This window comes from Brevirhabdus pacifica, from assembly GCF_002797755.1.
Taxonomy (GTDB): domain Bacteria; phylum Pseudomonadota; class Alphaproteobacteria; order Rhodobacterales; family Rhodobacteraceae; genus Brevirhabdus; species Brevirhabdus pacifica.
Genome location: NZ_PGFI01000011.1, coordinates 1,951,938 through 1,970,912, shown reverse-complemented (window position 1 = coordinate 1,970,912; position 18,975 = coordinate 1,951,938). Strand labels below are relative to the sequence as shown.

The 18,975-nt window shown below is 68.2% G+C and carries 19 protein-coding genes; 8 read left to right on the top strand and 11 right to left on the bottom strand.

Annotation, left to right across the window (positions count from 1 at the left end; all coding sequences use genetic code 11):
- Nucleotides 1–13: 13 nt before the first annotated feature.
- The 5 genes from speB (at nucleotide 14) to CLV77_RS09480 (ending at nucleotide 4,403) form a co-directional block, all read left to right on the top strand.
- Complete coding sequence (gene speB / locus CLV77_RS09500) at nucleotides 14–1,003, top strand: agmatinase (protein WP_076980766.1); 990 nt, start codon at nucleotides 14–16, stop codon at nucleotides 1,001–1,003.
- Complete coding sequence (locus CLV77_RS09495) at nucleotides 1,000–1,440, top strand: DUF1499 domain-containing protein (protein ID WP_244901592.1); 441 nt, start codon at nucleotides 1,000–1,002, stop codon at nucleotides 1,438–1,440. Before speB ends, CLV77_RS09495 begins: the two co-directional genes overlap by 4 nt.
- A 117-nt stretch (nucleotides 1,441–1,557) precedes the next feature.
- Nucleotides 1,558–2,607 carry a peptide chain release factor 1 gene (gene prfA / locus CLV77_RS09490; protein WP_076980767.1) on the top strand — a complete coding sequence of 350 codons (1,050 nt, stop codon included), beginning with the start codon at nucleotides 1,558–1,560 and terminating at the stop codon, nucleotides 2,605–2,607.
- On the top strand, nucleotides 2,604–3,434 hold the full coding sequence (gene prmC, locus CLV77_RS09485; protein ID WP_076980768.1) for a peptide chain release factor N(5)-glutamine methyltransferase: 831 nt from the start codon (nucleotides 2,604–2,606) through the stop codon (nucleotides 3,432–3,434). The genes prfA and prmC overlap by 4 nt, the downstream gene beginning before the upstream one ends.
- A gap of 252 nt (nucleotides 3,435–3,686) precedes the next feature.
- Nucleotides 3,687–4,403: a DUF4167 domain-containing protein gene (locus CLV77_RS09480; protein WP_076980769.1), complete on the top strand. Its 717-nt coding sequence runs from the start codon at nucleotides 3,687–3,689 to the stop codon at nucleotides 4,401–4,403.
- Nucleotides 4,404–4,527: 124 nt separating this feature from the next.
- On the opposite strand, the gene rsmA is transcribed toward CLV77_RS09480, so the two are convergent.
- Genes rsmA through lptF form a run of 6 tightly spaced genes read right to left on the bottom strand, consistent with a single transcriptional unit; the run spans nucleotide 4,528 to nucleotide 12,165 of the window.
- On the bottom strand, nucleotides 4,528–5,379 hold the full coding sequence (gene rsmA, locus CLV77_RS09475) for a 16S rRNA (adenine(1518)-N(6)/adenine(1519)-N(6))-dimethyltransferase RsmA (protein WP_076980770.1): 852 nt from the start codon (nucleotides 5,377–5,379) through the stop codon (nucleotides 4,528–4,530).
- Nucleotides 5,379–6,461, bottom strand: coding sequence for a 4-hydroxythreonine-4-phosphate dehydrogenase PdxA (gene pdxA, locus CLV77_RS09470; protein WP_083707855.1), 1,083 nt, complete (start codon nucleotides 6,459–6,461; stop codon nucleotides 5,379–5,381). The genes rsmA and pdxA overlap by 1 nt, the downstream gene beginning before the upstream one ends.
- Nucleotides 6,458–7,738 (bottom strand): peptidylprolyl isomerase, encoded by a 1,281-nt coding sequence (locus tag CLV77_RS09465; protein WP_143815085.1) that lies wholly within the window; start codon nucleotides 7,736–7,738, stop codon nucleotides 6,458–6,460. The genes pdxA and CLV77_RS09465 overlap by 4 nt, the downstream gene beginning before the upstream one ends.
- Nucleotides 7,739–7,760: 22 nt before the next feature.
- Entirely contained in the window at nucleotides 7,761–9,890 is a 2,130-nt protein-coding gene (locus CLV77_RS09460; RefSeq protein ID WP_170043955.1) for an LPS-assembly protein LptD, read from the bottom strand.
- Between the two features lie 35 nt (nucleotides 9,891–9,925).
- Nucleotides 9,926–11,023, bottom strand: a complete 1,098-nt coding sequence (gene lptG, locus CLV77_RS09455; protein WP_076980771.1) for an LPS export ABC transporter permease LptG — start codon at nucleotides 11,021–11,023, stop codon at nucleotides 9,926–9,928.
- A complete protein-coding gene (gene lptF / locus CLV77_RS09450; protein WP_100053032.1) occupies nucleotides 11,020–12,165 on the bottom strand; it encodes an LPS export ABC transporter permease LptF in 1,146 nt (381 codons plus the stop codon). Before lptF ends, lptG begins: the two co-directional genes overlap by 4 nt.
- A 125-nt stretch (nucleotides 12,166–12,290) precedes the next feature.
- On the opposite strand from lptF, the gene CLV77_RS09445 reads away from it, so the two are divergent.
- Both CLV77_RS09445 and CLV77_RS09440 read left to right on the top strand, forming a co-directional pair.
- Nucleotides 12,291–13,772 carry a leucyl aminopeptidase gene (locus tag CLV77_RS09445; RefSeq protein ID WP_076980773.1) on the top strand — a complete coding sequence of 494 codons (1,482 nt, stop codon included), beginning with the start codon at nucleotides 12,291–12,293 and terminating at the stop codon, nucleotides 13,770–13,772.
- 7 nt (nucleotides 13,773–13,779) lie between these two features.
- Nucleotides 13,780–14,262, top strand: a complete 483-nt coding sequence (locus CLV77_RS09440) for a DNA polymerase III subunit chi (RefSeq protein WP_076980774.1) — start codon at nucleotides 13,780–13,782, stop codon at nucleotides 14,260–14,262.
- A gap of 24 nt (nucleotides 14,263–14,286) precedes the next feature.
- Here the strand turns inward: CLV77_RS09440 and CLV77_RS09435 are convergent, their stop codons facing one another.
- Genes CLV77_RS09435 through CLV77_RS09425 form a run of 3 tightly spaced genes read right to left on the bottom strand, consistent with a single transcriptional unit; the run spans nucleotide 14,287 to nucleotide 17,456 of the window.
- On the bottom strand, nucleotides 14,287–14,868 hold the full coding sequence (locus tag CLV77_RS09435; protein WP_076980775.1) for a retropepsin-like aspartic protease family protein: 582 nt from the start codon (nucleotides 14,866–14,868) through the stop codon (nucleotides 14,287–14,289).
- A 59-nt stretch (nucleotides 14,869–14,927) separates the two neighbouring features.
- A complete protein-coding gene (locus tag CLV77_RS09430) occupies nucleotides 14,928–15,569 on the bottom strand; it encodes a MarC family protein (RefSeq protein ID WP_076980776.1) in 642 nt (213 codons plus the stop codon).
- Nucleotides 15,570–15,572: 3 nt separating this feature from the next.
- On the bottom strand, nucleotides 15,573–17,456 hold the full coding sequence (locus CLV77_RS09425) for an ABC-F family ATP-binding cassette domain-containing protein (protein WP_076980777.1): 1,884 nt from the start codon (nucleotides 17,454–17,456) through the stop codon (nucleotides 15,573–15,575).
- A gap of 142 nt (nucleotides 17,457–17,598) precedes the next feature.
- On the opposite strand from CLV77_RS09425, the gene ndk reads away from it, so the two are divergent.
- Nucleotides 17,599–18,021 (top strand): nucleoside-diphosphate kinase, encoded by a 423-nt coding sequence (gene ndk, locus CLV77_RS09420; protein ID WP_076980778.1) that lies wholly within the window; start codon nucleotides 17,599–17,601, stop codon nucleotides 18,019–18,021.
- Between the two features lie 48 nt (nucleotides 18,022–18,069).
- Here the strand turns inward: ndk and CLV77_RS09415 are convergent, their stop codons facing one another.
- Both CLV77_RS09415 and CLV77_RS09410 read right to left on the bottom strand, forming a co-directional pair.
- Nucleotides 18,070–18,528, bottom strand: coding sequence for a DUF4112 domain-containing protein (locus CLV77_RS09415; protein ID WP_083707858.1), 459 nt, complete (start codon nucleotides 18,526–18,528; stop codon nucleotides 18,070–18,072).
- Nucleotides 18,500–18,658 (bottom strand): YqaE/Pmp3 family membrane protein, encoded by a 159-nt coding sequence (locus CLV77_RS09410; RefSeq protein ID WP_076980780.1) that lies wholly within the window; start codon nucleotides 18,656–18,658, stop codon nucleotides 18,500–18,502. Before CLV77_RS09410 ends, CLV77_RS09415 begins: the two co-directional genes overlap by 29 nt.
- Nucleotides 18,659–18,975 lie beyond the last annotated feature (317 nt).

Below are 18,975 nucleotides of genomic sequence, written 5' to 3'. Positions count from 1 at the left end.
AAGGAGAATTGGGATGGCACTTGAAGACGCGGCGCGGGAAGTGGACGGCGCCTTCACCCGGCAGGATCTGCGCGGGCTGGCCTTCGAGAACGCGTTCGGGGGCGCCACGTCCTTCCTGCGACGGCGCTATACCAAGGACCTGACGGGCGTGGACATCGCCGTCACGGGCGTGCCCTTCGACCAGGCGGTGACCAACCGCACCGGCACCCGCCTTGGCCCCCGCGCCATCCGCGAGGCATCGACCCTGCAACCCTATGACCCGCCCTATGGCTGGGGCTTCGATCCGCTGTCGGAATTCGCCGTGGCCGATTACGGCGACATGGCCTTCGACTATGCCCGGGTGGTGGATTTCCCCGCCCGGCTGCAATCGCATATCGCGGGGATCCTGGATGCGGGTGCGGCCTCGATCACGCTGGGGGGGGATCACTACATCTCGTTCCCGGTCCTGCGGGCCTATGCCAAGAAGTTCGGTCCCCTGGCCCTGTTGCAGTTCGACGCCCACACCGACACCTGGGCCGATGACGACATGGAGCGGATCGACCACGGCACCATGTTCTACAAGGCCGTGAAGGAAGGGCTGATCGATCCCGCCCGCTCGGTCCAGGTGGGCATCCGCACCGAGAATGCCGACACCCTGGGCATCACCGTGATCGACGCCCGCCAGGTGCACGAGCGTGGCCCCGCCGCCATCGCCGAGCAGGTGCGCGGCATCCTGGGTGACGCCAAGACCTACGTCACCTTCGACATCGACTGCCTGGATCCGGCCCATGCCCCCGGCACCGGCACCCCCGTCTGGGGCGGGCTGAGCAGCGCGCAGGTCGCCATCCTGATGCGCGAGCTTGCGGGCATCAACATGGTCGGCGGCGATGTGGTCGAGGTCTCTCCGCCGTTCGACCACGGCAACATCACCGCCGTTGCCGGCGCCCATGTCGCAATGGAACTGATCTGCCTCTGGGGCTGGACCCGGCGGGGGACGCGACAGGGCTCGTCCTCGGGGGCATGAGGGCAGGGCGGCTGGCGGTGCTGACAGCGATGATCGCGGGGTTGGGCGCAGGGTTGGCTGCGGCGGGGGTCGTGGCCTACGTGCGTCTGGCCCCGGTCGATCCCGCCCGCTGGCACCGCCCGCCGCCCCAGCAGGTCCACGGGGATGCCGGCACTGTCCAGGGCGCGGTGCGCGACTTTGCCGGCGTCAGTCTGGAACAGATGGACCGCATCGCGCGGGCTTGGCCGCGTACCCGCCCGATCGCGGGGTCGCCGGGCGAGGGGCTGGTGACCTATGAAAGCCGCTCCGCTTGGATCGGCTTTCCCGATTACACCACCCTTCAGGCCGTGCCGGGCGGCGTGCGTGCCCATGCACGCCAGCGGTTCGGACGGTCCGACCTGGGCGTCAACCAGGCGCGACTTGACGCTTGGGCGGCCCAACTGGCCGGTGATCGCTGAGCGCGCCCACCAGACAACACCGGGGCGGCAAACCGCTCGGGCCGCACCCCTTTGCGGGTCGCCTTCGGGGCGGCCTGCGCTCTTGACCAAATCCCGGGAATGGGACAGACGAAACCCATGGTTCCAGCAGACAAACTCGCCCAGATACTCGAGCGGTTTCAGTATATCGAAGCCCGCATGTCCCAGGGCTCGGGCGATATCGCGCAGCTTGGCCGCGAGTATGCGGCCCTGCGCCCCGTGGTCGAACAGGTCGAGGGGTACAACCGCCTGATCGCCGATATCGCCGAGGCCGAGGCGATGCTGGACGACCCCGAGATGCGCGCCCTGGCCGAAGATGAACTGCCGGCCCTGCGCACCCGTCTGCCCGAGGCCGAGGCCGCCGTGCGCCTGGCCCTTCTTCCCAAGGACGCCGCCGACGAACGCGCCGCCATCGTCGAGATCCGCCCCGGCACCGGCGGTGAGGAGGCAGCACTCTTCGCCGGCGACCTGTGGCGCATGTATCAGCGCTACGCCGAAGGGCGCGGCTGGTCCGTCTCGGTCATCGAGGAAAGCCTGACCGAGCTGGGCGGCCTGAAGGAGCTTGTCGCCAACGTGCGCGGGCAGGGGGTCTTTGCCCGGCTGAAGTTCGAATCCGGCGTCCACCGGGTGCAGCGCGTGCCCTCGACCGAATCCGGCGGCCGCATTCACACATCGGCCGCCACCGTCGCCGTCCTGCCCGAGGCCGAGGAAGTCGATATTGACATCCCCTCCACCGACATCCGCATCGACACGATGCGCGCCTCGGGGGCCGGGGGGCAGCACGTGAACACGACCGACTCGGCCGTGCGGATCACCCACATCCCCAGCGGCATCGTCGTCACCAGCTCCGAGAAATCCCAGCACCGCAACCGCGAGATCGCGATGCAGGTGCTGCGCGCCCGGCTTTACGACGCCGAGCGTCAGAAGGTCGACAGCGCCCGCGCCGCCGACCGCAAGGCGCAGGTGGGCTCGGGCGACCGGTCCGAGCGGATCCGCACCTACAACTTCCCCCAAGGGCGGATGACCGACCACCGCATCAACCTGACCCTCTACAAGCTGGATCAGGTGATGCAGGGGGACCTGGACGAGATCATCGACTCGCTGATCGAGGAGGATCAGGCCCGCCGCCTGGCCGAGATGGAGCAATGATCGCCGCCCAGGCGCTGGCCCGGGCCGTGGCCGACCTTCGGCAAGCGGGGATCGAGGGGGCGGCGCGCGACGCCCGTCGACTTCTGGCCCACGCCATGGGGGTGGGGGCCGATCGCCTGACCCTGGTGTTGCAGGACCCGCTCAGCCCCGCGCAACTGGCCCGTTTCGACGCCGCCCTGCAAGAACGTGCCCACGCGCGCCCCGTCTCGCAGATCGTCGGCAGCCGCCTTTTCTGGGGCCGCGAGTTCCGCGTCACCCGCGACGTGCTGGACCCGCGCCCCGAGACCGAGGTGCTGATCGCCGCTGCCCTGGGCGAGCCCTTCGAGAGGGTGCTGGACCTGGGCACCGGCACGGGCTGTATCCTTCTGACCCTGCTGGCCGAGGCGCCGGGCGCCACCGGCATGGGTGTCGATCTGTCGGCACCGGCCCTCGAGGTCGCGCGCGAGAACGCGCTGGCGCTGGGCGTCGCTGACCGCGCGCGGCTGGAGGTCTCGGACTGGTATGCGGCTGTCGAGGGTGGTTTCGACCTCATCGTCTCGAACCCGCCCTACATCCCGACCGACGAATACGAGGCCCTGGCCCCCGGCGTGCGCCTGTGGGAGCCGGGACTTGCCCTGACGCCCGGCGACGACGGGCTGGCGGCCTATCGCCGGATCGCGGCGGGGCTCTGCACCCACCTGCGCCCCGGCGGCCGTTTTCTTTGCGAGATCGGCCCGGCACAGGCCGAAGGCGTCGCGGCGCTTTTGCAGGATGCGGGCCTGGAATGCGGTCCGGTGCTGCGCGACATGGACGGTCGCGACCGGGTGGTGCAGGCGCGGCTTGCGTGAGATTCGGGGTTTTTTGACAGCGGAAATTCGCAAAAATGCCCCGATAAGCCGCCCGGAACGTGTGCGGCGGCAAAAAAACGCACTTCCAGCTTGTATAATCTGCCCTGCCGTGGTTACTGGTCGCGCGGGATGTCGGGCGGCCACGGGTTGCCTACCCTGCAAAACTCTAGCCAAAAGTCGGATCTTTACGCCCTAACCCGGATCGTCGAGACGAAAAACCGACCCACTGCCAGGATAGGCGATCAAAACACCATGAGATCTTCCAAGTCACGCTCTCGCTCGAAGGGTAATCGCAACAGGTCTGTCGGAAACATCGTCAACCGCGTGTTCGACAGCTCCGGTCCCGAAGGGAAAGTGCGCGGCACCCCCCAGCAGATCATCGAGAAATACACCCAGCTGACCCGTGACGCGCAGCTCAGCAACGACCGGGTCGCGGCCGAGAATTTCGCCCAGCACGCCGAACATTATACCCGCATGCTGGGTGAGGCGCAGCGCGAGGCCGATGCCCGCCGCGAGCAGCAGGAACAGCAGCAGGGACGCTCTGGCCAGAACCCGCAGGGTCAGAACCAGAACCAGCAGGGCAACGGCCAGTCGCGCGACAATGGCGGCAACGGCCACGACGGTTCGGACGGCAGCGGCGAACAGCCCGACATCTTGGACCTGGGCGGCGAGAGCGCCGACAGCGGCCTGGTCGAAACCCCCGAAAGCAGCGGCGCCCGCGCCCGCCGGGACGAGGATCGCGCCCCCGAGGGCGAGGCTCGCACCAAGCCCAAGCGCAGCCGCAAGCCCAAGCCCAAATCCGATGACGCCGCCGAGACCGACGCCGAGGCACGTCCCGCACCCAAGCCGCGCCGCGCCCGCAAGCCCCGCGACGAAGGTGGCGAGGCCCCCGGCGATGGCGGTTCGGACAGCCACGGCGGTTCGGGCGACAGCGGCTCGGACGGATCCAGCAGCGCCGCCGCCGAGTGATCGGCGGGGCGGGCCCAACGATCCGCCCTCAGCAGAACAGATGATGCGCCGCCCCCCGGGGCGGCGTTTTCGCGTTTTTGGGGAAGACAGTGGGCGCGGGGGCAGGAGTGGCCCCGAAACGGGGTCAGCCTTGCGACAGCTCCTCGACCCGGCGGGCCAGGGCGCAGAAGGCTTCGAGGTCCAGCGTCTCGGCCCGGGCGGTGGGGTCGATGCCCACGTCCCTCAAGACGTTCTCCACGTCCGGCACCGTGCCCTTCAGGCTGGCGCGCAGCATCTTGCGGCGCTGTCCAAAGGCGGCCTTGGTGATGCGCGACAGGATCGCCGCGTCGGCGGGATACCGGGGCGCGTCCAGCCGGGTCAGGTGGACCACGGCGGAATGGACCTTGGGCGCGGGGATGAAAGCCTGTGGCGGCAGGTGCATGACGATGGCCGGATCGGCCCGCCATTGGGCCAGGAGGGCCAGACGCCCGTAGGCCTTCGATCCGGGCCGGGCGACGATACGCTCGGCCACCTCTTTCTGGAACATCAGGGTCAGGCTGCTCCAGAACGGGGGCCAGTCGCGCGGTGTCAGCCAGCGCACCAGCAGCTCGGTGCCGACGTTGTAGGGCAGGTTGGCCACCACCCGGATGGGCGCGGTCAGGTGGGCGGTGGGGTCGATCTCCAGCGCGTCGGCGTTCAGCACCTCCAACCGACCGGGGTAGGCCGCCGAAATCTCTTCCAGCGCCGGCAGGCAGCGGCTGTCCTTCTCGATCGCCAGCACCTTGCGCGCCCCCTCGGCCAGCAGGCCCCGGGTCAGACCGCCCGGGCCGGGACCCACCTCCAGCACGTCCGAGCCTGCAAGATCGCCGGCCTGCCGGGCGATCTTGGCCGTCAGGTTCAGGTCCAGCAGAAAGTTCTGTCCCAGTGACTTGCGCGCCGACAGCCCGTGGGCCGCGATCACCTGGCGCAGCGGGGGAAGCGGATCGTCGGCGGCCATCAGGCGGCCTGCCTGCGGTTGCGGCCCATCCGGTGGGCCATGCGCAGCGCCTCGACAAGGCTGCTGGCCGAGGCGACGCCTTGCCCGGCAATGTCCAGCGCCGTGCCGTGATCGGGCGAGGTGCGCACGAAGGGCAGCCCGAGGGTCACGTTGACACCGCGGTCGAAATCCAGCGTCTTGATCGGGATCAGCGCCTGGTCGTGGTACATGGCCACGGCCGCGTCATAGCGGGCGCGGGCAGGGGCGTGGAACATCGTATCCGCCGAAGCGGGGCCGCTCAGCTCCATCCCCTCGGCGCGCAGGCGATCCAGCACCGGCGCGATCAGCGTGCTTTCCTCGTGGCCCATGGCGCCCCCCTCGCCGGCGTGGGGGTTCAGCCCGGCCACGGCGATGCGGGGTGCTGCGATGCCGAAATCGCGGATCAGCCCGGCATGGGTGATGCGCAAGGTCTCTTCCAGCAGCTCGGGCGTCAGCGCGGCGGTCACCTCCGACAGGGGAATGTGGATGGTGACCGGCACGACCCGAAGCGCGTCGCTGGCCAGCATCATCACCACCCGGTCGATCCCCGCCAGCGCGGCCAGGAACTCGGTATGGCCCGGGTAGGGGAAATCGGCGCCGTCCTTCAGCGCCTTCTTGTGGATCGGATTGGTGCAGACGGCAGAGGCCTGGCCGTCGCGCACCAGTTCGACGGCGCGGCGGATGGCGGCGATGGTGCCGGCGGCATTGGCCGGGTCCAGGGTGCCGGGGCGGGCGGGGGCCGCGAATTCCTGCACCAGGACCGGCAGCGTGTCGGGCGCCACCAGCAGCGCCTCGGCGGGGGCCGCGATCTCGGCCAGGGCGGTGCCTTCGGGCAGGTGGGCGGGGTCGCCGATGTAGAAGAAAGGCACCTCGGCGCCCAGGGCCAGGCGCGCCGCGACGGCGATCTCGGGGCCGATACCGGCCGGATCACCGGATGTCAGGGCGACCGGCAGATCGTCGCTGGGTTCGGACAGTTCCAGATCGGCCTCGGGCGCGGCCTCGGCGCCGTCGGCGGCCTTGTCCGGTGTCGGGCCATCCCGGCCCCTCGATGCGGGGACGTTCATTTCTCGACGATGATGGCCTGGGCGCGAAGCTCTGCCAGGTAGTTCTCGGCCAGGGTGCCTAGGCGCCGGTTGACCAGCGCGCCGCGCACCTCGGTCTTGCGCGCGTCATCGGCCTCCGAGACGATCCGCTCGCACAGCATTACCAGCGTCCGCGTGCGGCCGCCGTCGCGGGTCAGCGCGACCGAGCTTTCGTCGGCGTCAAGGCGGGCAAGCTGGATCCCGATGTCGTTCGGCACCTGGGACATCGCACGGGTCTCGCGCACCAGCTTCATGCCGGGGCGCCCTTTCACCAGGCCATAGAGGTCGTTGCAGGTGTCGGCGCTGCGGGCGACCTGCATCACGGCGGCCTGGGCCTGGGCGGGATCGGTCCCGGCCACGCTGAGCACGGCGTAATCCACCTTCACGCCCTTGGGCAGCCCGCCATCGACCTCGTCGAGGGCGCGGAGCTGGAACAGCACGATGGCATTGGTCACCGGCACGGGGGGCGAGACCTGGCCCGGCGACAGCGACAGGATCACCGGCGCCAGCGCCGGCGGCAGGTTGGCGAGCGGGATCCACTCAAGCTTGCCACCGCGCCCGGCGGTGGGAGAGACCGAGAATTCGCGGGCGGCGCGGGCGAAGGCCACCTCGGACTTGATCTCGCGCTGAAGCCGCTCGGCCAGGGCCTGGCTTTGTGCCGCGGTTTCGGGGGTGGCGGGCAGCACCAGTTCGGACAGCAGCACGCGGGCGCCAGCCGAGGAGGGGGCGAGATTGATCAGGTTGCTGATATCGCGCTCGTCGACCTGGGCCGCGCGGGGGCCGAAACGCGCGCGCACCACGTTGCGCCACAGCAGGCCCGCGCGGACGAAGGCGCGGAACGTCTCTTCGGAGATGCCGCCGCTGCCGATCGCCTGGAGGAACTGGGGCAGCGCCAGGTTGGCGCGGCCGGCGAACTCTTCCATGCCGGTGCGCAGCTCTTCGTCAGTGACGGTGATCTTGGCGCGCTGGGCCGCCAGCTCGTAGAGGCGTTCGTTGATCAGGGTGGTGCGGGCCTCCTCGGCGGGATCGCCGGGGGTGCGCAGGAGGGTCAGGAAGCGGATGCGCTGGGACAGCTCGTATTCGGTGATGGCGCGGCCATCGACGGTGATGACCGGCGAGAAGGGGCCGGCAAGGGCGGCGCCCGACTCCGACAGCGCGGCGGGGGCCGTCGCGGGCGCACCCGTCAGCACCGGATCCGAGAGGAAGGCCGGACCGACGGTCAGGGCCAGGGCGGCTGCGAGGATGTGTTTAAGTTTCATGATCTTCCGCTTCACCCAAAACCTAGTTCATGCAGCTGCGCCGGTAGGCGCGTCCGTCGTTCTTGGCGCCGAAACCGTTCAGCGAGACCTGAAGGCCAAGGTCCGTATCCGCCGAACTGCTCGTAGACGAGGCGTAACGGTGCGAGACCGAAAGATCAATCGTGACGCACTCGTTTCGGTAGCCCAAGCCAAGCCCCGCGCGGCTGGGGCGGTTGGCCTCGAAGTCGTAGCGCAGCTCGGTCGAGGCGACCCACTGGCGGCCGATCCCGAGCTTGCCGGTCATGGTAAGCTCGCTCGTGTCCGAGGGGCGGGACTCGGCCGGGTCAGCCTCAAGCCAGATGTAGCTGGCTGCCAGCTCGCCCCTCCGGCCGGCATAGGCCAGGCGCAGCTCGTTCTTGTCGGGCGACAGGTCGTCACCGAAGAGGGCGCGGTTCAACAGGCTCAGCCCGCCCAACCCACCGATATGGGTCGTGACCAGCCAGTCCGAGGCCTGTCCGCTCAGCCCCGAACCCTCGGTGAACTGACCCAGGTCCCGCATGCGCACCACCCGGCCCACGGTCACACCGGTGGACCAGCCGGCGGGATCGTATCGGGTATAGGACAGGCCCAGGTTCAGGCGCGTGCCCTGCTCATAGCGGTCATAGCCGGGAAAGCGGCCCAGCGAGAACAGGTTGCCCTCGTCGAACTCGACAACGACCGAATCCTCGTTGGGAACGCTGACGGTCGAGCGGGGCGACCAGACCAGCTGTGCCACGGGCTCCAGCAAGTGGCGGGCGCGGGCGGTCTGTCGCTCCAGCGGCCAGCGCAGCTCGGCCGCGCCGAAGGCGGCGGTGCGCAGCTCCTCGCGGCGAAAGCTGCTGTCCTGAAAGATGCCGTAAAGGTCGGCGGCGCCCCGTGCATGGAGGGCGGCGACCATGCCGTTGTTCAACGTCCAGCTTCGTTTCCACTCCAGCCGCGCCGAACTGCGCTGCACGTCGCGGCCGATCCTGTCGGCATCCGACTCCCGGTAATGGCCGTGCAGCTGGAAGCGCAGGTTGACCTGGCCGCCGATCACGTCGGGGGAAAACCGCTTGTGGTAGTCAATGTCCCCGACCAGCGTCGGCAGAAGGCTGTTGTCCTCGCCGGTGCGCAGCGACTCGAACTCGACCACGCGCAGGTTGATGTGCTGGTCACGGCGGGTGCGGGTGATGCGCACCTCGCTGTCCAGCCGGTCCTTGTTGGGATAGCCGTATTGCAGCAGGTATTCCGGGTCGCTGACCCGCTCGACATCGAAGATCAGCCGGAAATCCTGGGGCAGGCGGGCGTTGCCGGTGGCGAAGAGATACCCGCGCGACCCCTCGGCGGGGCGCAGCTCGTCATCGGTATAGGCGCCCTCGACCTCGATCTCGCCCCAGGTGAAGGCCTGGCGATAGCGCGCCTCGAGGGTGCGCGACCCCGAGGTGGTCAGGTAGGGCGTCAGGGTCAGGTCCTTGTCCTGCCCGATGGCGATGAAATAGGGGATCTTGATGCCGGTGCCCAGAACGCTGGTGGTGCGGAACGAGGGCACCAGAAACCCGGTGGAGCGTTTCAGCGTCGGGTCGGGCAGGCGCAGGCGGGGCAGGTAGAAGACCGGCACATCCGCGACCCGGAACTGGGCGTTGCGGAAATAGATCTGGCGCGTCTCGCTGTCGTGGACGATCTCCTCGGCCCGGATCTGCCACAGGGGCACGGGGCGGTCGGCACAGACCTGGCAGGACGAGGCGACGGTCTTGTAAAGCTGGGTATAACGGCCGCCGATGCGGTTGGCCTCGACCGCCGCGATCTGAAGCTGCTGGTTCAGCACCAGCCGCGCGCCGGTCAGGATGCCGTCCTGAAGGTCCCGGTCCAGCCCGGCGGCATCGGCCACCAGCACCGTGTCGGGCCCATCGGTCAGGTAGATCGGCCCCTCGATCGACAGACGTTCGCTGACGCCGTCATAGCTGATCGCCTGGGCGCGCAGGCGTGTGCCCTGATGCAGCACCTCGACATTGCCGCGGGCGATGATGGTCTGCTGGCCGGTGATGCGGACGCTGTCGGCCAGCAGGGTCGCGGGTTGGGACGCCTGCTGTGCAAGGGCGGCGCTTCCCGGCCCCCATGTCCCCGGATCCGCCCCGAGGCCGGGGGCCAGGGACATCAGAAGGGCAAGGCAAAGGGATCGTCGCAGGCGCATCAGCCGTCCTCGGTATGGAATAGCAGGCCGAGCGAAAGCATGATGCCCGCCACGGGCGGCGCCCACGCGGCAAGCAGCACGGGGATCTGCCCGTTCTCGCCAAGGATCTGCGCGAAATTCTTCAGAAAGAAAATCCCGAATCCGAGCAGCAAGGCCATCAGCAGCATGACGCCGGTCCGCCCGAAGCGGGTGTGGCGCATGGTAAAGCCCGCCGCGATCAGCACCATCGCCACCAGCAGCAGCGGGTGCGCCATCTCCATCCAGAACCAGACTCGGTGCTGACGGGCAGAGAAGCCCGCTTTCTCCATCCGCTCGATGAATTCGGGCAATTGCCAGATCGGAATGCCCGAGGGCGTGCCGAAGCTTTCGCGGATCGCATCGCGGGTCAGGTCCGAGGGGATGCGCAGGGTCTCGAAGCGGCGCGCCTGGGCCTCGGGGTTTTCGACATCCGGGAACTCCCAGCGCTTGCCGTCGATCACGTTCCAAGCGCCTTCGGTCAGCTCGGCGCGCTGCGCCTCGACCCGGTATAGGGGGCCGGCATCGCGCCCGAAGGCCAGGAAGCTGACGCCGATCATCTCGGTTCCGTCAAGGTTGGCGCGCTGGGCATGGATCACGGTCTGCCCCTCAGCGTTGCCCTGACGCAGCCATAGCCCCTCGCGGCTGATCGACAGCACGCTGGCGTTGCCGTTGGCGAAGCGGTCGGCGATCAACTCGGACTGTTTCAGCGTGCCGGCGACGATCGGATTGATGACGGCGACGGCGAAGATCCCCAGCCCGAGGGCGGCGATCACCGGCGCGGCCAGGCTGCGCAGCGCCGAGCGGCCGGCGGCGCGCGTCACCACCAGCTCGGAGGTGCGGGCAAGGCCCAGAAAGAGGCTGAGCGTCGACAGGATCACCAGCAGCGGCAGGATCCGGTAAAGGTTGGCGGGGGTGTTGAGCAAGGCAAGCTGAAGCGCCTCGCCCAGACCGACCGCATCGCTTTCGAAGCGGCGGATCTGCTCGACCATATCGGCCAGGACGGTGATCGCCACGAACACGGCCAGCACGATCAGGAAGTTCTTCAGGAATTTCCGCATGAAATAGAGGTGCAGGATCATGGCGCGGCCTCCGGTGCGGGGGCCGCATCCGCGCTGCGGCGCACGAAAAGGGCCGGGCGCGCGGCCAGCCACAGCACCCCCAGCGCAAAGAGCAGCCCGACGATCGGCGGCATGTAGAGGGTGGGCCACATGGTCTCGTCGGTGGTGGCGGCATCCACCGCCAGGTTGTTGAGCAGTTGCAGCGCGATCACCGCGAAGACCGCCACAAGGATCTGGCGTGTGACACCGAAGCGGCTGAACCCGCCCAACAACAGCGCCGAGGCCCCGATCACCGCCAGCGACAGGCCCAGGAAGGGCTGTGCGATGCGCGAATGGGCCTCGGTCAGGAAGGCGGCGCGGGATTTTCCGGTCGCCGCGCGGGACGCGGGGCTGGCGGCCAGAAGCTCGCTCGTCGGCAGGAACCGCAGGTCGGGGCGGCCGATGCCCCCTTCCTCGAGGAACCCGCTCAGGTCATAGGAGAAATCCTTGAAGGCGACGGTGGAAAGCCGCTGATCGGGCAGGCGCAGGGTCTGGGACATGCCGTCGAACATCACAAGCTGCGGCCCTTCCTCGGCCCGCACCACCAGTGCCCGGTCGGCGAGGTAGAGAACGTCGACCTTCTCGCTGCTCTGGTCGGCCAGCAGGATGTCCCGAAGCTCTCCCCGCTCGGTGATCTCGCGGATGTAGAGGGTGACACCGTCGGCGGGGTGCAGGAACTGCCCCTCGGTCAGAAGCTGCGCGGTCACGTCCTGGGCGACGCGGGCCTGCATGCGCCCGATCTCGACCCGGCTGAGGGGAACCAGAACATGGGCCAGGATCGACATCACCAGCGTCACGCCCAGCCCGAAGACCAGAGCGGGCCGCACAAGGCGATAGGGCGACATGCCGGCCGACTGCATCACCACGAACTCGCTTTCCGAGATCACGCGGTTGGTCACGTAAAGCGTCGCCACGAACGCGGCGACCGGCAGCACCAGCAGGATCACGTTGGGAAGGGTCAGGGCCGTGAACTGAAGGAACACCCACGCGGTCTGCCCGTCCGAGATCAGACGGTCGAACAGGGAAATCGCGCGGTTCACCCAGTAGACCGCTACCAGGATCAGCGCGAAAAAGGCGAAGGTGACCGTCAGTTGCGACAGCATGTATCTGTCGAAGGTGCGCAAGGATCCCCCCGGCGGTTGCTGCTCTGGCCGCGAACCTAACCCAATTGCCCCAGCGCGAAAACTGGTAACTGGCCAAGGGCGGGGCGGGGCACTATCACTGACGCAACAGAGTTTCAGGAGGTTCCATGACCAAACCCGTAGCCGTCAGTTTCGACACGCTGGACACCGATGCCATTCAGAAAACCCAGGGCCGGTTGGCTGTCTTTGCCACCTGCGACGGCAAACTTGACCGGGCCGGGCGGCGGGTGAACCGGCTGACCCGCGGCGCGCTTGAGCGGTTTCTCGCCTCCGAAGGCTTCGAGAAGCTGAAGGAGGGTGAGGGCCACGGCTTTGCCTACCCGTCGGGGATGGAGGCCGAGGCGGTCATGCTGGTCAAGCTGGACCGGCGTCCCAAGGCGCCCGCACCCGCCCGCAAGGCCGGCGCGACCCTGGCCAAGTTCATGGCCGGTGCGCCGCTGACGGTGCTGGCTGACGGCAAGTACGCCCTTGCTGATGTCGCTTATGGCGTGGCGCTGCGGGCCTATGCCTTCACAGATCACAAGACCCGCGACGACAACGGCGCCGCCGAGGCGCGCGATGCCCGTGTGCTGTGCACCGAGCCCGAGGCCGAGGCCGAGCGTTTCGCCGACATGCGCGCCGTGGCCGAAGGCGTCTTCCTGACCCGCGATCTGGTCAGCGCCCCCTCGAACATCCTGACCACCACCAGCTTTGCCGAGCGGCTTCAGAAGCTGGAGGCGCTGGGCGCCAAGGTCGAGATCCTGGAAGAGCCCGAGCTGGAGAAGCTGGGCATGGGCGCGCTGCTGGGCGTGGGCCAGGGGTCCGACAGCCCGTCCAAGGTGGCGGTGATCGAATGGCAGGGCGGCGAGAAGGGCGGCGCGCCCTTCGCCCTGGTCGGCAAGGGCGTCGTCTTCGACACGGGCGGCATTTCGCTGAAGCCCGCGGCGGGGATGGAGGACATGACCATGGACATGGGCGGTGCCGGTGTCGTGGCGGGTGTCATGCACGCCCTGGCCAGCCGCAAGGCGCGCGCCAATGTGGTCGCCCTCATCGGCCTGGTCGAGAACATGCCCGACGGCAAGGCGCAGCGCCCGGGCGATGTCGTCACCTCGATGAAGGGCGACACGATCGAGGTCATCAACACCGACGCCGAGGGCCGCCTGGTCCTGGCCGACGTGCTCTGGTACGCGCAGGAGCGGTTCAAACCCTCGGGCATTGTCGATCTGGCGACGCTGACGGGCGCGATCATCATCGGCCTGGGCCACGAGAACGCCGGCGTCTTCTCGAATGACGACACGCTTTGCAACGCCTTCCTCAAGGCAGCCGGGGACGAGGGCGAGGGCGCCTGGCGCATGCCGCTGTCGGATGGCTATGACAAGCTGATCAAATCCGACATCGCCGATATCAAGAACGTCGGCGGCCGGGCGGCCGGGTCGATCACCGCGGCCCAGTTCTTGCAGCGTTTCGTCAAGCCGGACGTGCCGTGGATCCACCTCGACATCGCGGGCACCGCCTCGGTCAAGACCGAGACGGATTTCGCGCCCAAGGGGGCGACGGGCTGGGGCGTGCGCGCCCTCGACCGGATGATCCGCGACTATTACGAGGGCTGATCGCACCATGGGCAGCGTCTTTTTCTACCACCTGACGCGCGAGCCGCTGGAGGCGGCGCTGCCCAAGCTGATCGGCGCGGCGCGCGGCCAGGGCTGGCCGGTGGCGATCCGGGGGCGGACCGAGGGGTTCCTGACATGGCTGGACGACAAGCTGTGGCAGGGCCCGGCCGACGGGTTTCTGCCCCACGGGCTTGAGGGCGGCCCCCATGACCGTCACCAGCCGGTGCTGCTGGGCACCGGGGCAGGCCGCGCGGCCAACGAGCCCCAGTGCCTGATGAGCGTCGAGGGCGCCCCCGTCACCCCCGATGAACTGGACGAGTATGCCCGTGTCTGCGTGATCTTCGACGGCGGCGATGCCGCCGCGCTGGAGACCGCCCGCAACCAGTGGCGCAGCCTGACGGGCGCGGGTGCCGCGGCCCAGTACTGGAGCCAGGAATCGGGCAAGTGGGAGAAGAAGGCGGAATCGGGCGGCGCGAAGGCCGCGGGCTAACTCGGCGCGCGATTGGCTTCAGGCTTAGCGCTTGAGAACCATGGTCTTTTTGCTGATCTCGACCTTCTCGAAACGCTTGAGATAGGCCATGCCCAGCAGGGAGGTGTCCATCTCCCCCTCGTTGACATAGGCCGGCAGGGTGGAATCGCGCAGATCGCCCACGCCCACATTCTCAAGCTCGACCCGCGCGGTGCGGACCCGGCCGTTGGCGGTGCGCGCCTCGCCGGCGAAACCCAGCGTGCTCATGTCGAAGCCCAGCCGCTCGGCATCGTCGCGGCTGAGGACCACGTCGGTCGCGCCGGTGTCGATGACGAAGCGGATCGGTGTGTCGCCGACCTCGAGCGTAAGGTAGAAATGTCCGTCGCGGTTGACCGGCACCTCGATGCGGCCCTCGCTGGCGAAAACCGCCTGGCGTGGCACGACGCGGCGTTCAAGGTCGTCCCACAGCCCGGCAAGGGCTACGACGCCTACGAAAATAACGCCCCAGAGCATGCCGAACTGAAAAAGTTTGGCCAGCGCGTGACGGTTGCTGATCAGGAAATATCCCAGGATCACCCCGCCGAGCAGCACGAAATAACCAAGTTCGGCCAGGTTGTCGCCTGTCATGTGACCCCCATTCGGATGCCATGACCTTAACCCATGTGCCCCGCCGGGCGACAGCGAAATCAGCCGATAAGCGATAATTCGCGAATGCCGTCGGCCACGAACTGCACCGACAGCGCGGCCAGCAGCATCCCCAGCAGGCGGGTCACGACGTTGATGCCCGTCTTGCCCAGCAAACGCTCGAAAATCGCGGCCGAAAGGAACATCACCAGCGCCGCCGAGACCACCAGGCACATGACCAGGATCACCGCGCCGAAGGCCAGCACCATGGCGCCCGTGTCGCCCGTGCCACTGCGGGCGATGGCGCCATCGGTCAGCAGGATCATCGAGGCGATGGCGCCGGGGCCCGCGATCAACGGGATGGCAAGGGGAAAGACCGAAGGATCCGGCACCTCGTCAACCGAATCCTCGCGCCGGCGCGCCCGGCGCTCGAACAGCATGTCGAGGGCGGTCAGGAACAGAAGGATGCCCCCGGCGATGCGGAAGGCGGGCATGGAGATGCCGACGAACCCCAAAAGCGCCTCGCCAAAGAGGGCAAAGGCGGTCAGAAGAACCATCGCCAGCAGGCAGGCGCGCACGGCGATGGCCCGGCGGGCGGCCCGGGTGTGGCCCTGGGTCAGCGCCACGAACACCGGCGTCAGGCCGATGGGGTCGATGATGACGAAAAGCGTCGTGAAGGCCGTGATGAGGAAGGTGATGTCCATGTCTCAGGCCTCGGCGGTTTCAAGCTTTTCCAATGCGCTTACCCAAAGGGCCTCGGCCCGGGCGACCCCGTCCACGACCTCGGCATATTTGCGCTTCCAGTTCTCGATCTCGTCGGGGGTGGATTTCTCGTACATCTTGGGGTCGGCCAGGCGCCGTTCGATGCGCTGGCGCATGTCGGCCAGCTTCTCGACCCGCTCTTCGCATTTGCGCACCTCGGCGCGCAGGGCCAGCACCCGGTCGCGGGGTGCGCGTTTGGCTTTCTGCTTTTGCTTGTCAGGGCTTGCGGCGGGCTTCTCAGGTTTCGCATTATGCCCCGACTGGGACTTGTCGCCCGACAGAAGCATCTTGCGATAGGCTTCCAAGTCGTCTTCGTAGGGGGTGACGCGACCGCCCTGGACCAGCCACAACCGGTCGGCCGCCATCGACAGCAGATGCATGTCGTGGCTGACCAGGATGACGGCGCCGGTATAGGCGGTCAGCGCCTCGACCAGGGCCTCGCGGCTTTCGATGTCGAGGTGGTTGGTCGGCTCGTCGAGGATCAGCATGTGCGGGTTGTCGAGCGTCGCCATCAGCAGCGACAGCCGCGCCTTCTGGCCCCCCGAAAGGCGCCCCACCTCGGTGTCGGCCTGGGCCGCGCCAAGGCCAAAGCCCGCCAGCCGCGCGCGGGCCTTGGGGGGCGGCACGTCCTTCAGCCGGCGCATGACGTGGGCGATGGGGGTTGCGCCGGCGTCCAGCTCGTCCAGCTGGTGCTGGGCGAAATAGCCGATCCGCAGCTTCGAGCTGCTGACCCGCTTGCCGTCCATCAGCTCCAGCCTGCCGGCCAGCATCTTCGACAGGGTCGACTTGCCCTCGCCGTTGCGGCCCAGCAGGGCGATGCGGTCGTCGGGGTCGATGCGCAGGTTCAGATTGCTCAGGACCGGCTTGCCGTCATAGCCCACAACCCCTTGTTCCAGCGCGATGATCGGCGGCGACAACTCTTCGGGCGTGGGGAAGGTGAAGCTGCGCGATCGGGCCTCCTCGGGGGTCGAGATGGGCTGCATCTTTTCCAGCATCTTCAGGCGCGACTGGGCCTGACGGGCCTTGGAGGCCGTGTAGCGGAAGCGGTCGACGAAGGCCTGCATGTGCTGGCGCCGCGCCTCCTGCTTGCGCATCTCCGACTCGGCCAGCGCCAGGCGCTGCGCGCGCTGCTGGGCGAACAGATCGTAAGGCACCGGGTAGAGGGTCAGCTTGCGATCCTCGAGATGCAGGATCGATCCCACGGCGCGGTTCAGAAGGCCGCGATCGTGGCTGACGATCAGCACCGTATGGGGATAGCGGGCGAGGTAAGTCTCCAGCCACAGCGCCCCTTCGAGGTCGAGGTAGTTGGTCGGTTCGTCCAGCAGCAGGAAGTCGGGGGCCGAGAACAGAACCGCCGCCAGCGCCACCCGCATCCGCCAGCCGCCCGAGTAGGCCGAGCAGGGCATCGCCTGCGCCTTTGTGTCGAACCCCAGGCCCTGGAGGATGGTCGCGGCGCGCGCCTCGGCGGACCAGGCGTCGATGTCGGCAAGCCGGGTCTGAACCTCGGCAATGCGGTTGGGATCGGTGGCGGTCTCGGCCTCGGCCAGAAGCGACGCGCGCTCGGTATCGGCCGCCAGCACCGTGTCCAGCAGCGAGGTCTCGGACGAGGGGACCTCCTGTGCCACGCCGCCGATGCGGGCGCGCGAGGGCAGGGTGATCTCGCCATCGTCCAGCGACAGCTCCCCCCGGATCAGCTTGAACAGCGTGGTCTTGCCCGTGCCGTTGCGCCCGACGATCCCGACCTTGTGCCCGGTGGGGATGACGGCCGAGGCCTGGTGCAGGAGCGGACGCCCCTCGATCGAGTAGGAGATGTTTTCAATTCTGAGCATCCGCCCCCTTTGCCCGAGGCGCGGGGTGGCGTCAATCGCGCCTGCATATCCCCGCTTTCAAAGCCCGCCGGGCCATGCTAGGGCAGCGCCGAATTCGAAGGGCGGGCGATGGGGCCGGCCCGATCAGCGAAAGAGACAGCACATGGCTACCGAACGCACGCTTTCCATCATCAAGCCCGACGCCACCAAGCGCAACCTGACCGGCAAGATCAACGCCAAGTTCGAGGATGCCGGCCTGCGCATCGTCGCACAAAAGCGCCTGCACCTGACCAAGGCACAGGCCGGCAAGTTCTACGAAGTGCACGCCGAGCGTCCCTTCTATGACGAGCTGTGCGAGTTCATGGCCTCGGGTCCCGTTGTGGCTCAGGTGCTGGAAGGTGAAGGCGCGATCGCCAAGAACCGCGAAGTGATGGGCGCGACCAACCCCGCCGACGCCGCTGCCGGCACCATCCGCGCCGAGTTCGCCGAGTCGGTCGGCGAGAACTCGGTCCACGGTTCGGACGCCGCCGAGACCGCCAAGGAAGAGATCTCGTTCTTCTTCTCGGGTCTCGAAATCGTCGGCTAAGGCGATGACGGGCGGCCCCGAAGGGCCGCCACGGAATTCAGGGTGGGCTCAGACCCGCCCGACGGGGGTCGCGTCGATGACGCGGCCCTCTTTGCGTTCAGCCTCTTCAAGATGCTTGCGCAGAAGGGCGACGTTGCGGCGGTTGGCCTTCCAGCCCACGTCGAAGATGTCACCGATCAGCGGGATCGAACCGATCAGCGCGTCGATGCCGATGTTGACCGTCATCTTAGCCAAGGCCGACTTGGGCGCGCCCATCTGGTGGGCCGAATAGACGATGTAGCCCGCGGGCCCCAGGGCGGCCGCGTCGCCGACCCCCGGGATCAGGCCCAGAAGACTGTCGAGGCCCAGGCGGATGCCCGTGCCCGGAATGCGCATGAAGCTGTCCATCGTCCCGGCAAGCTTTTCCAGCCGCTCCAGCTTGGCATGGTGCGGGCTGTGGGTGGCAGGATCGTAATAGGCGGCGCCGGTGGCGCGGGGATCATTTGCGGGCGATGATGTAGACGGCATGGACGATCCCCGGGATGTAACCAAGAAGGGTGAGAAGAATGTTGAGCCAGAAATGCTTGCCGAGCCCTTCCTGAAGGAAAACCCCCAGCGGCGGCAGCAGAATGGCGATGAGGATGCGGATAAGATCCATTGACGGCTCCGATGCTTGTTCATCGGACCAACGCGGGGGGTGGTCGGCGGTTCCGTGCCGGGCGGGCGGCCTTTTTGCAGGCATCGACCGGCGGGATGCCGTGGGGCCTCGGCGGAAGGGTGGCGTTGCCAATTGGCAGGCGCGCGCCCGGGGCCGTTCTTTCGCCCCGCTGCGGGGCGAGGGCGGTCGGACGACCGCCGCGGGATCCGGGCCAACGCCGGATCTATGCTGACAAGGGTCCGGCGTTACGCCCGGGACCCGTCTGCGCCAGGGCCCGATGGCAGGGGCCCGTGCGGAAAACTCTCGTCGTCGCCGGG

Bases quoted from the DNA above. Each gene is read 5' to 3' on its own strand.
- CLV77_RS09410 (WP_076980780.1), bottom strand. From the start codon at position 18,658: ATGGATCTTATCCGCATCCTCATCGCCATTCTGCTGCCGCCGCTGGGG.
- ndk (WP_076980778.1), top strand. From the start codon at position 17,599: ATGGCTACCGAACGCACGCTTTCCATCATCAAGCCCGACGCCACCAAG.
- CLV77_RS09435 (WP_076980775.1), bottom strand. From the start codon at position 14,868: ATGACAGGCGACAACCTGGCCGAACTTGGTTATTTCGTGCTGCTCGGC.
- CLV77_RS09480 (WP_076980769.1), top strand. From the start codon at position 3,687: ATGAGATCTTCCAAGTCACGCTCTCGCTCGAAGGGTAATCGCAACAGG.
- CLV77_RS09445 (WP_076980773.1), top strand. From the start codon at position 12,291: ATGACCAAACCCGTAGCCGTCAGTTTCGACACGCTGGACACCGATGCC.
- pdxA (WP_083707855.1), bottom strand. From the start codon at position 6,461: ATGAACGTCCCCGCATCGAGGGGCCGGGATGGCCCGACACCGGACAAG.
- CLV77_RS09425 (WP_076980777.1), bottom strand. From the start codon at position 17,456: ATGCTCAGAATTGAAAACATCTCCTACTCGATCGAGGGGCGTCCGCTC.
- CLV77_RS09430 (WP_076980776.1), bottom strand. From the start codon at position 15,569: ATGGACATCACCTTCCTCATCACGGCCTTCACGACGCTTTTCGTCATC.
- prfA (WP_076980767.1), top strand. From the start codon at position 1,558: ATGGTTCCAGCAGACAAACTCGCCCAGATACTCGAGCGGTTTCAGTAT.
- CLV77_RS09415 (WP_083707858.1), bottom strand. From the start codon at position 18,528: ATGCCGTCTACATCATCGCCCGCAAATGATCCCCGCGCCACCGGCGCC.
- lptG (WP_076980771.1), bottom strand. From the start codon at position 11,023: ATGATCCTGCACCTCTATTTCATGCGGAAATTCCTGAAGAACTTCCTG.
- CLV77_RS09460 (WP_170043955.1), bottom strand. From the start codon at position 9,890: ATGTCCCTGGCCCCCGGCCTCGGGGCGGATCCGGGGACATGGGGGCCG.
- prmC (WP_076980768.1), top strand. From the start codon at position 2,604: ATGATCGCCGCCCAGGCGCTGGCCCGGGCCGTGGCCGACCTTCGGCAA.
- CLV77_RS09465 (WP_143815085.1), bottom strand. From the start codon at position 7,738: ATGAAACTTAAACACATCCTCGCAGCCGCCCTGGCCCTGACCGTCGGT.
- rsmA (WP_076980770.1), bottom strand. From the start codon at position 5,379: ATGGCCGCCGACGATCCGCTTCCCCCGCTGCGCCAGGTGATCGCGGCC.
- speB (WP_076980766.1), top strand. From the start codon at position 14: ATGGCACTTGAAGACGCGGCGCGGGAAGTGGACGGCGCCTTCACCCGG.
- CLV77_RS09440 (WP_076980774.1), top strand. From the start codon at position 13,780: ATGGGCAGCGTCTTTTTCTACCACCTGACGCGCGAGCCGCTGGAGGCG.
- CLV77_RS09495 (WP_244901592.1), top strand. From the start codon at position 1,000: ATGAGGGCAGGGCGGCTGGCGGTGCTGACAGCGATGATCGCGGGGTTG.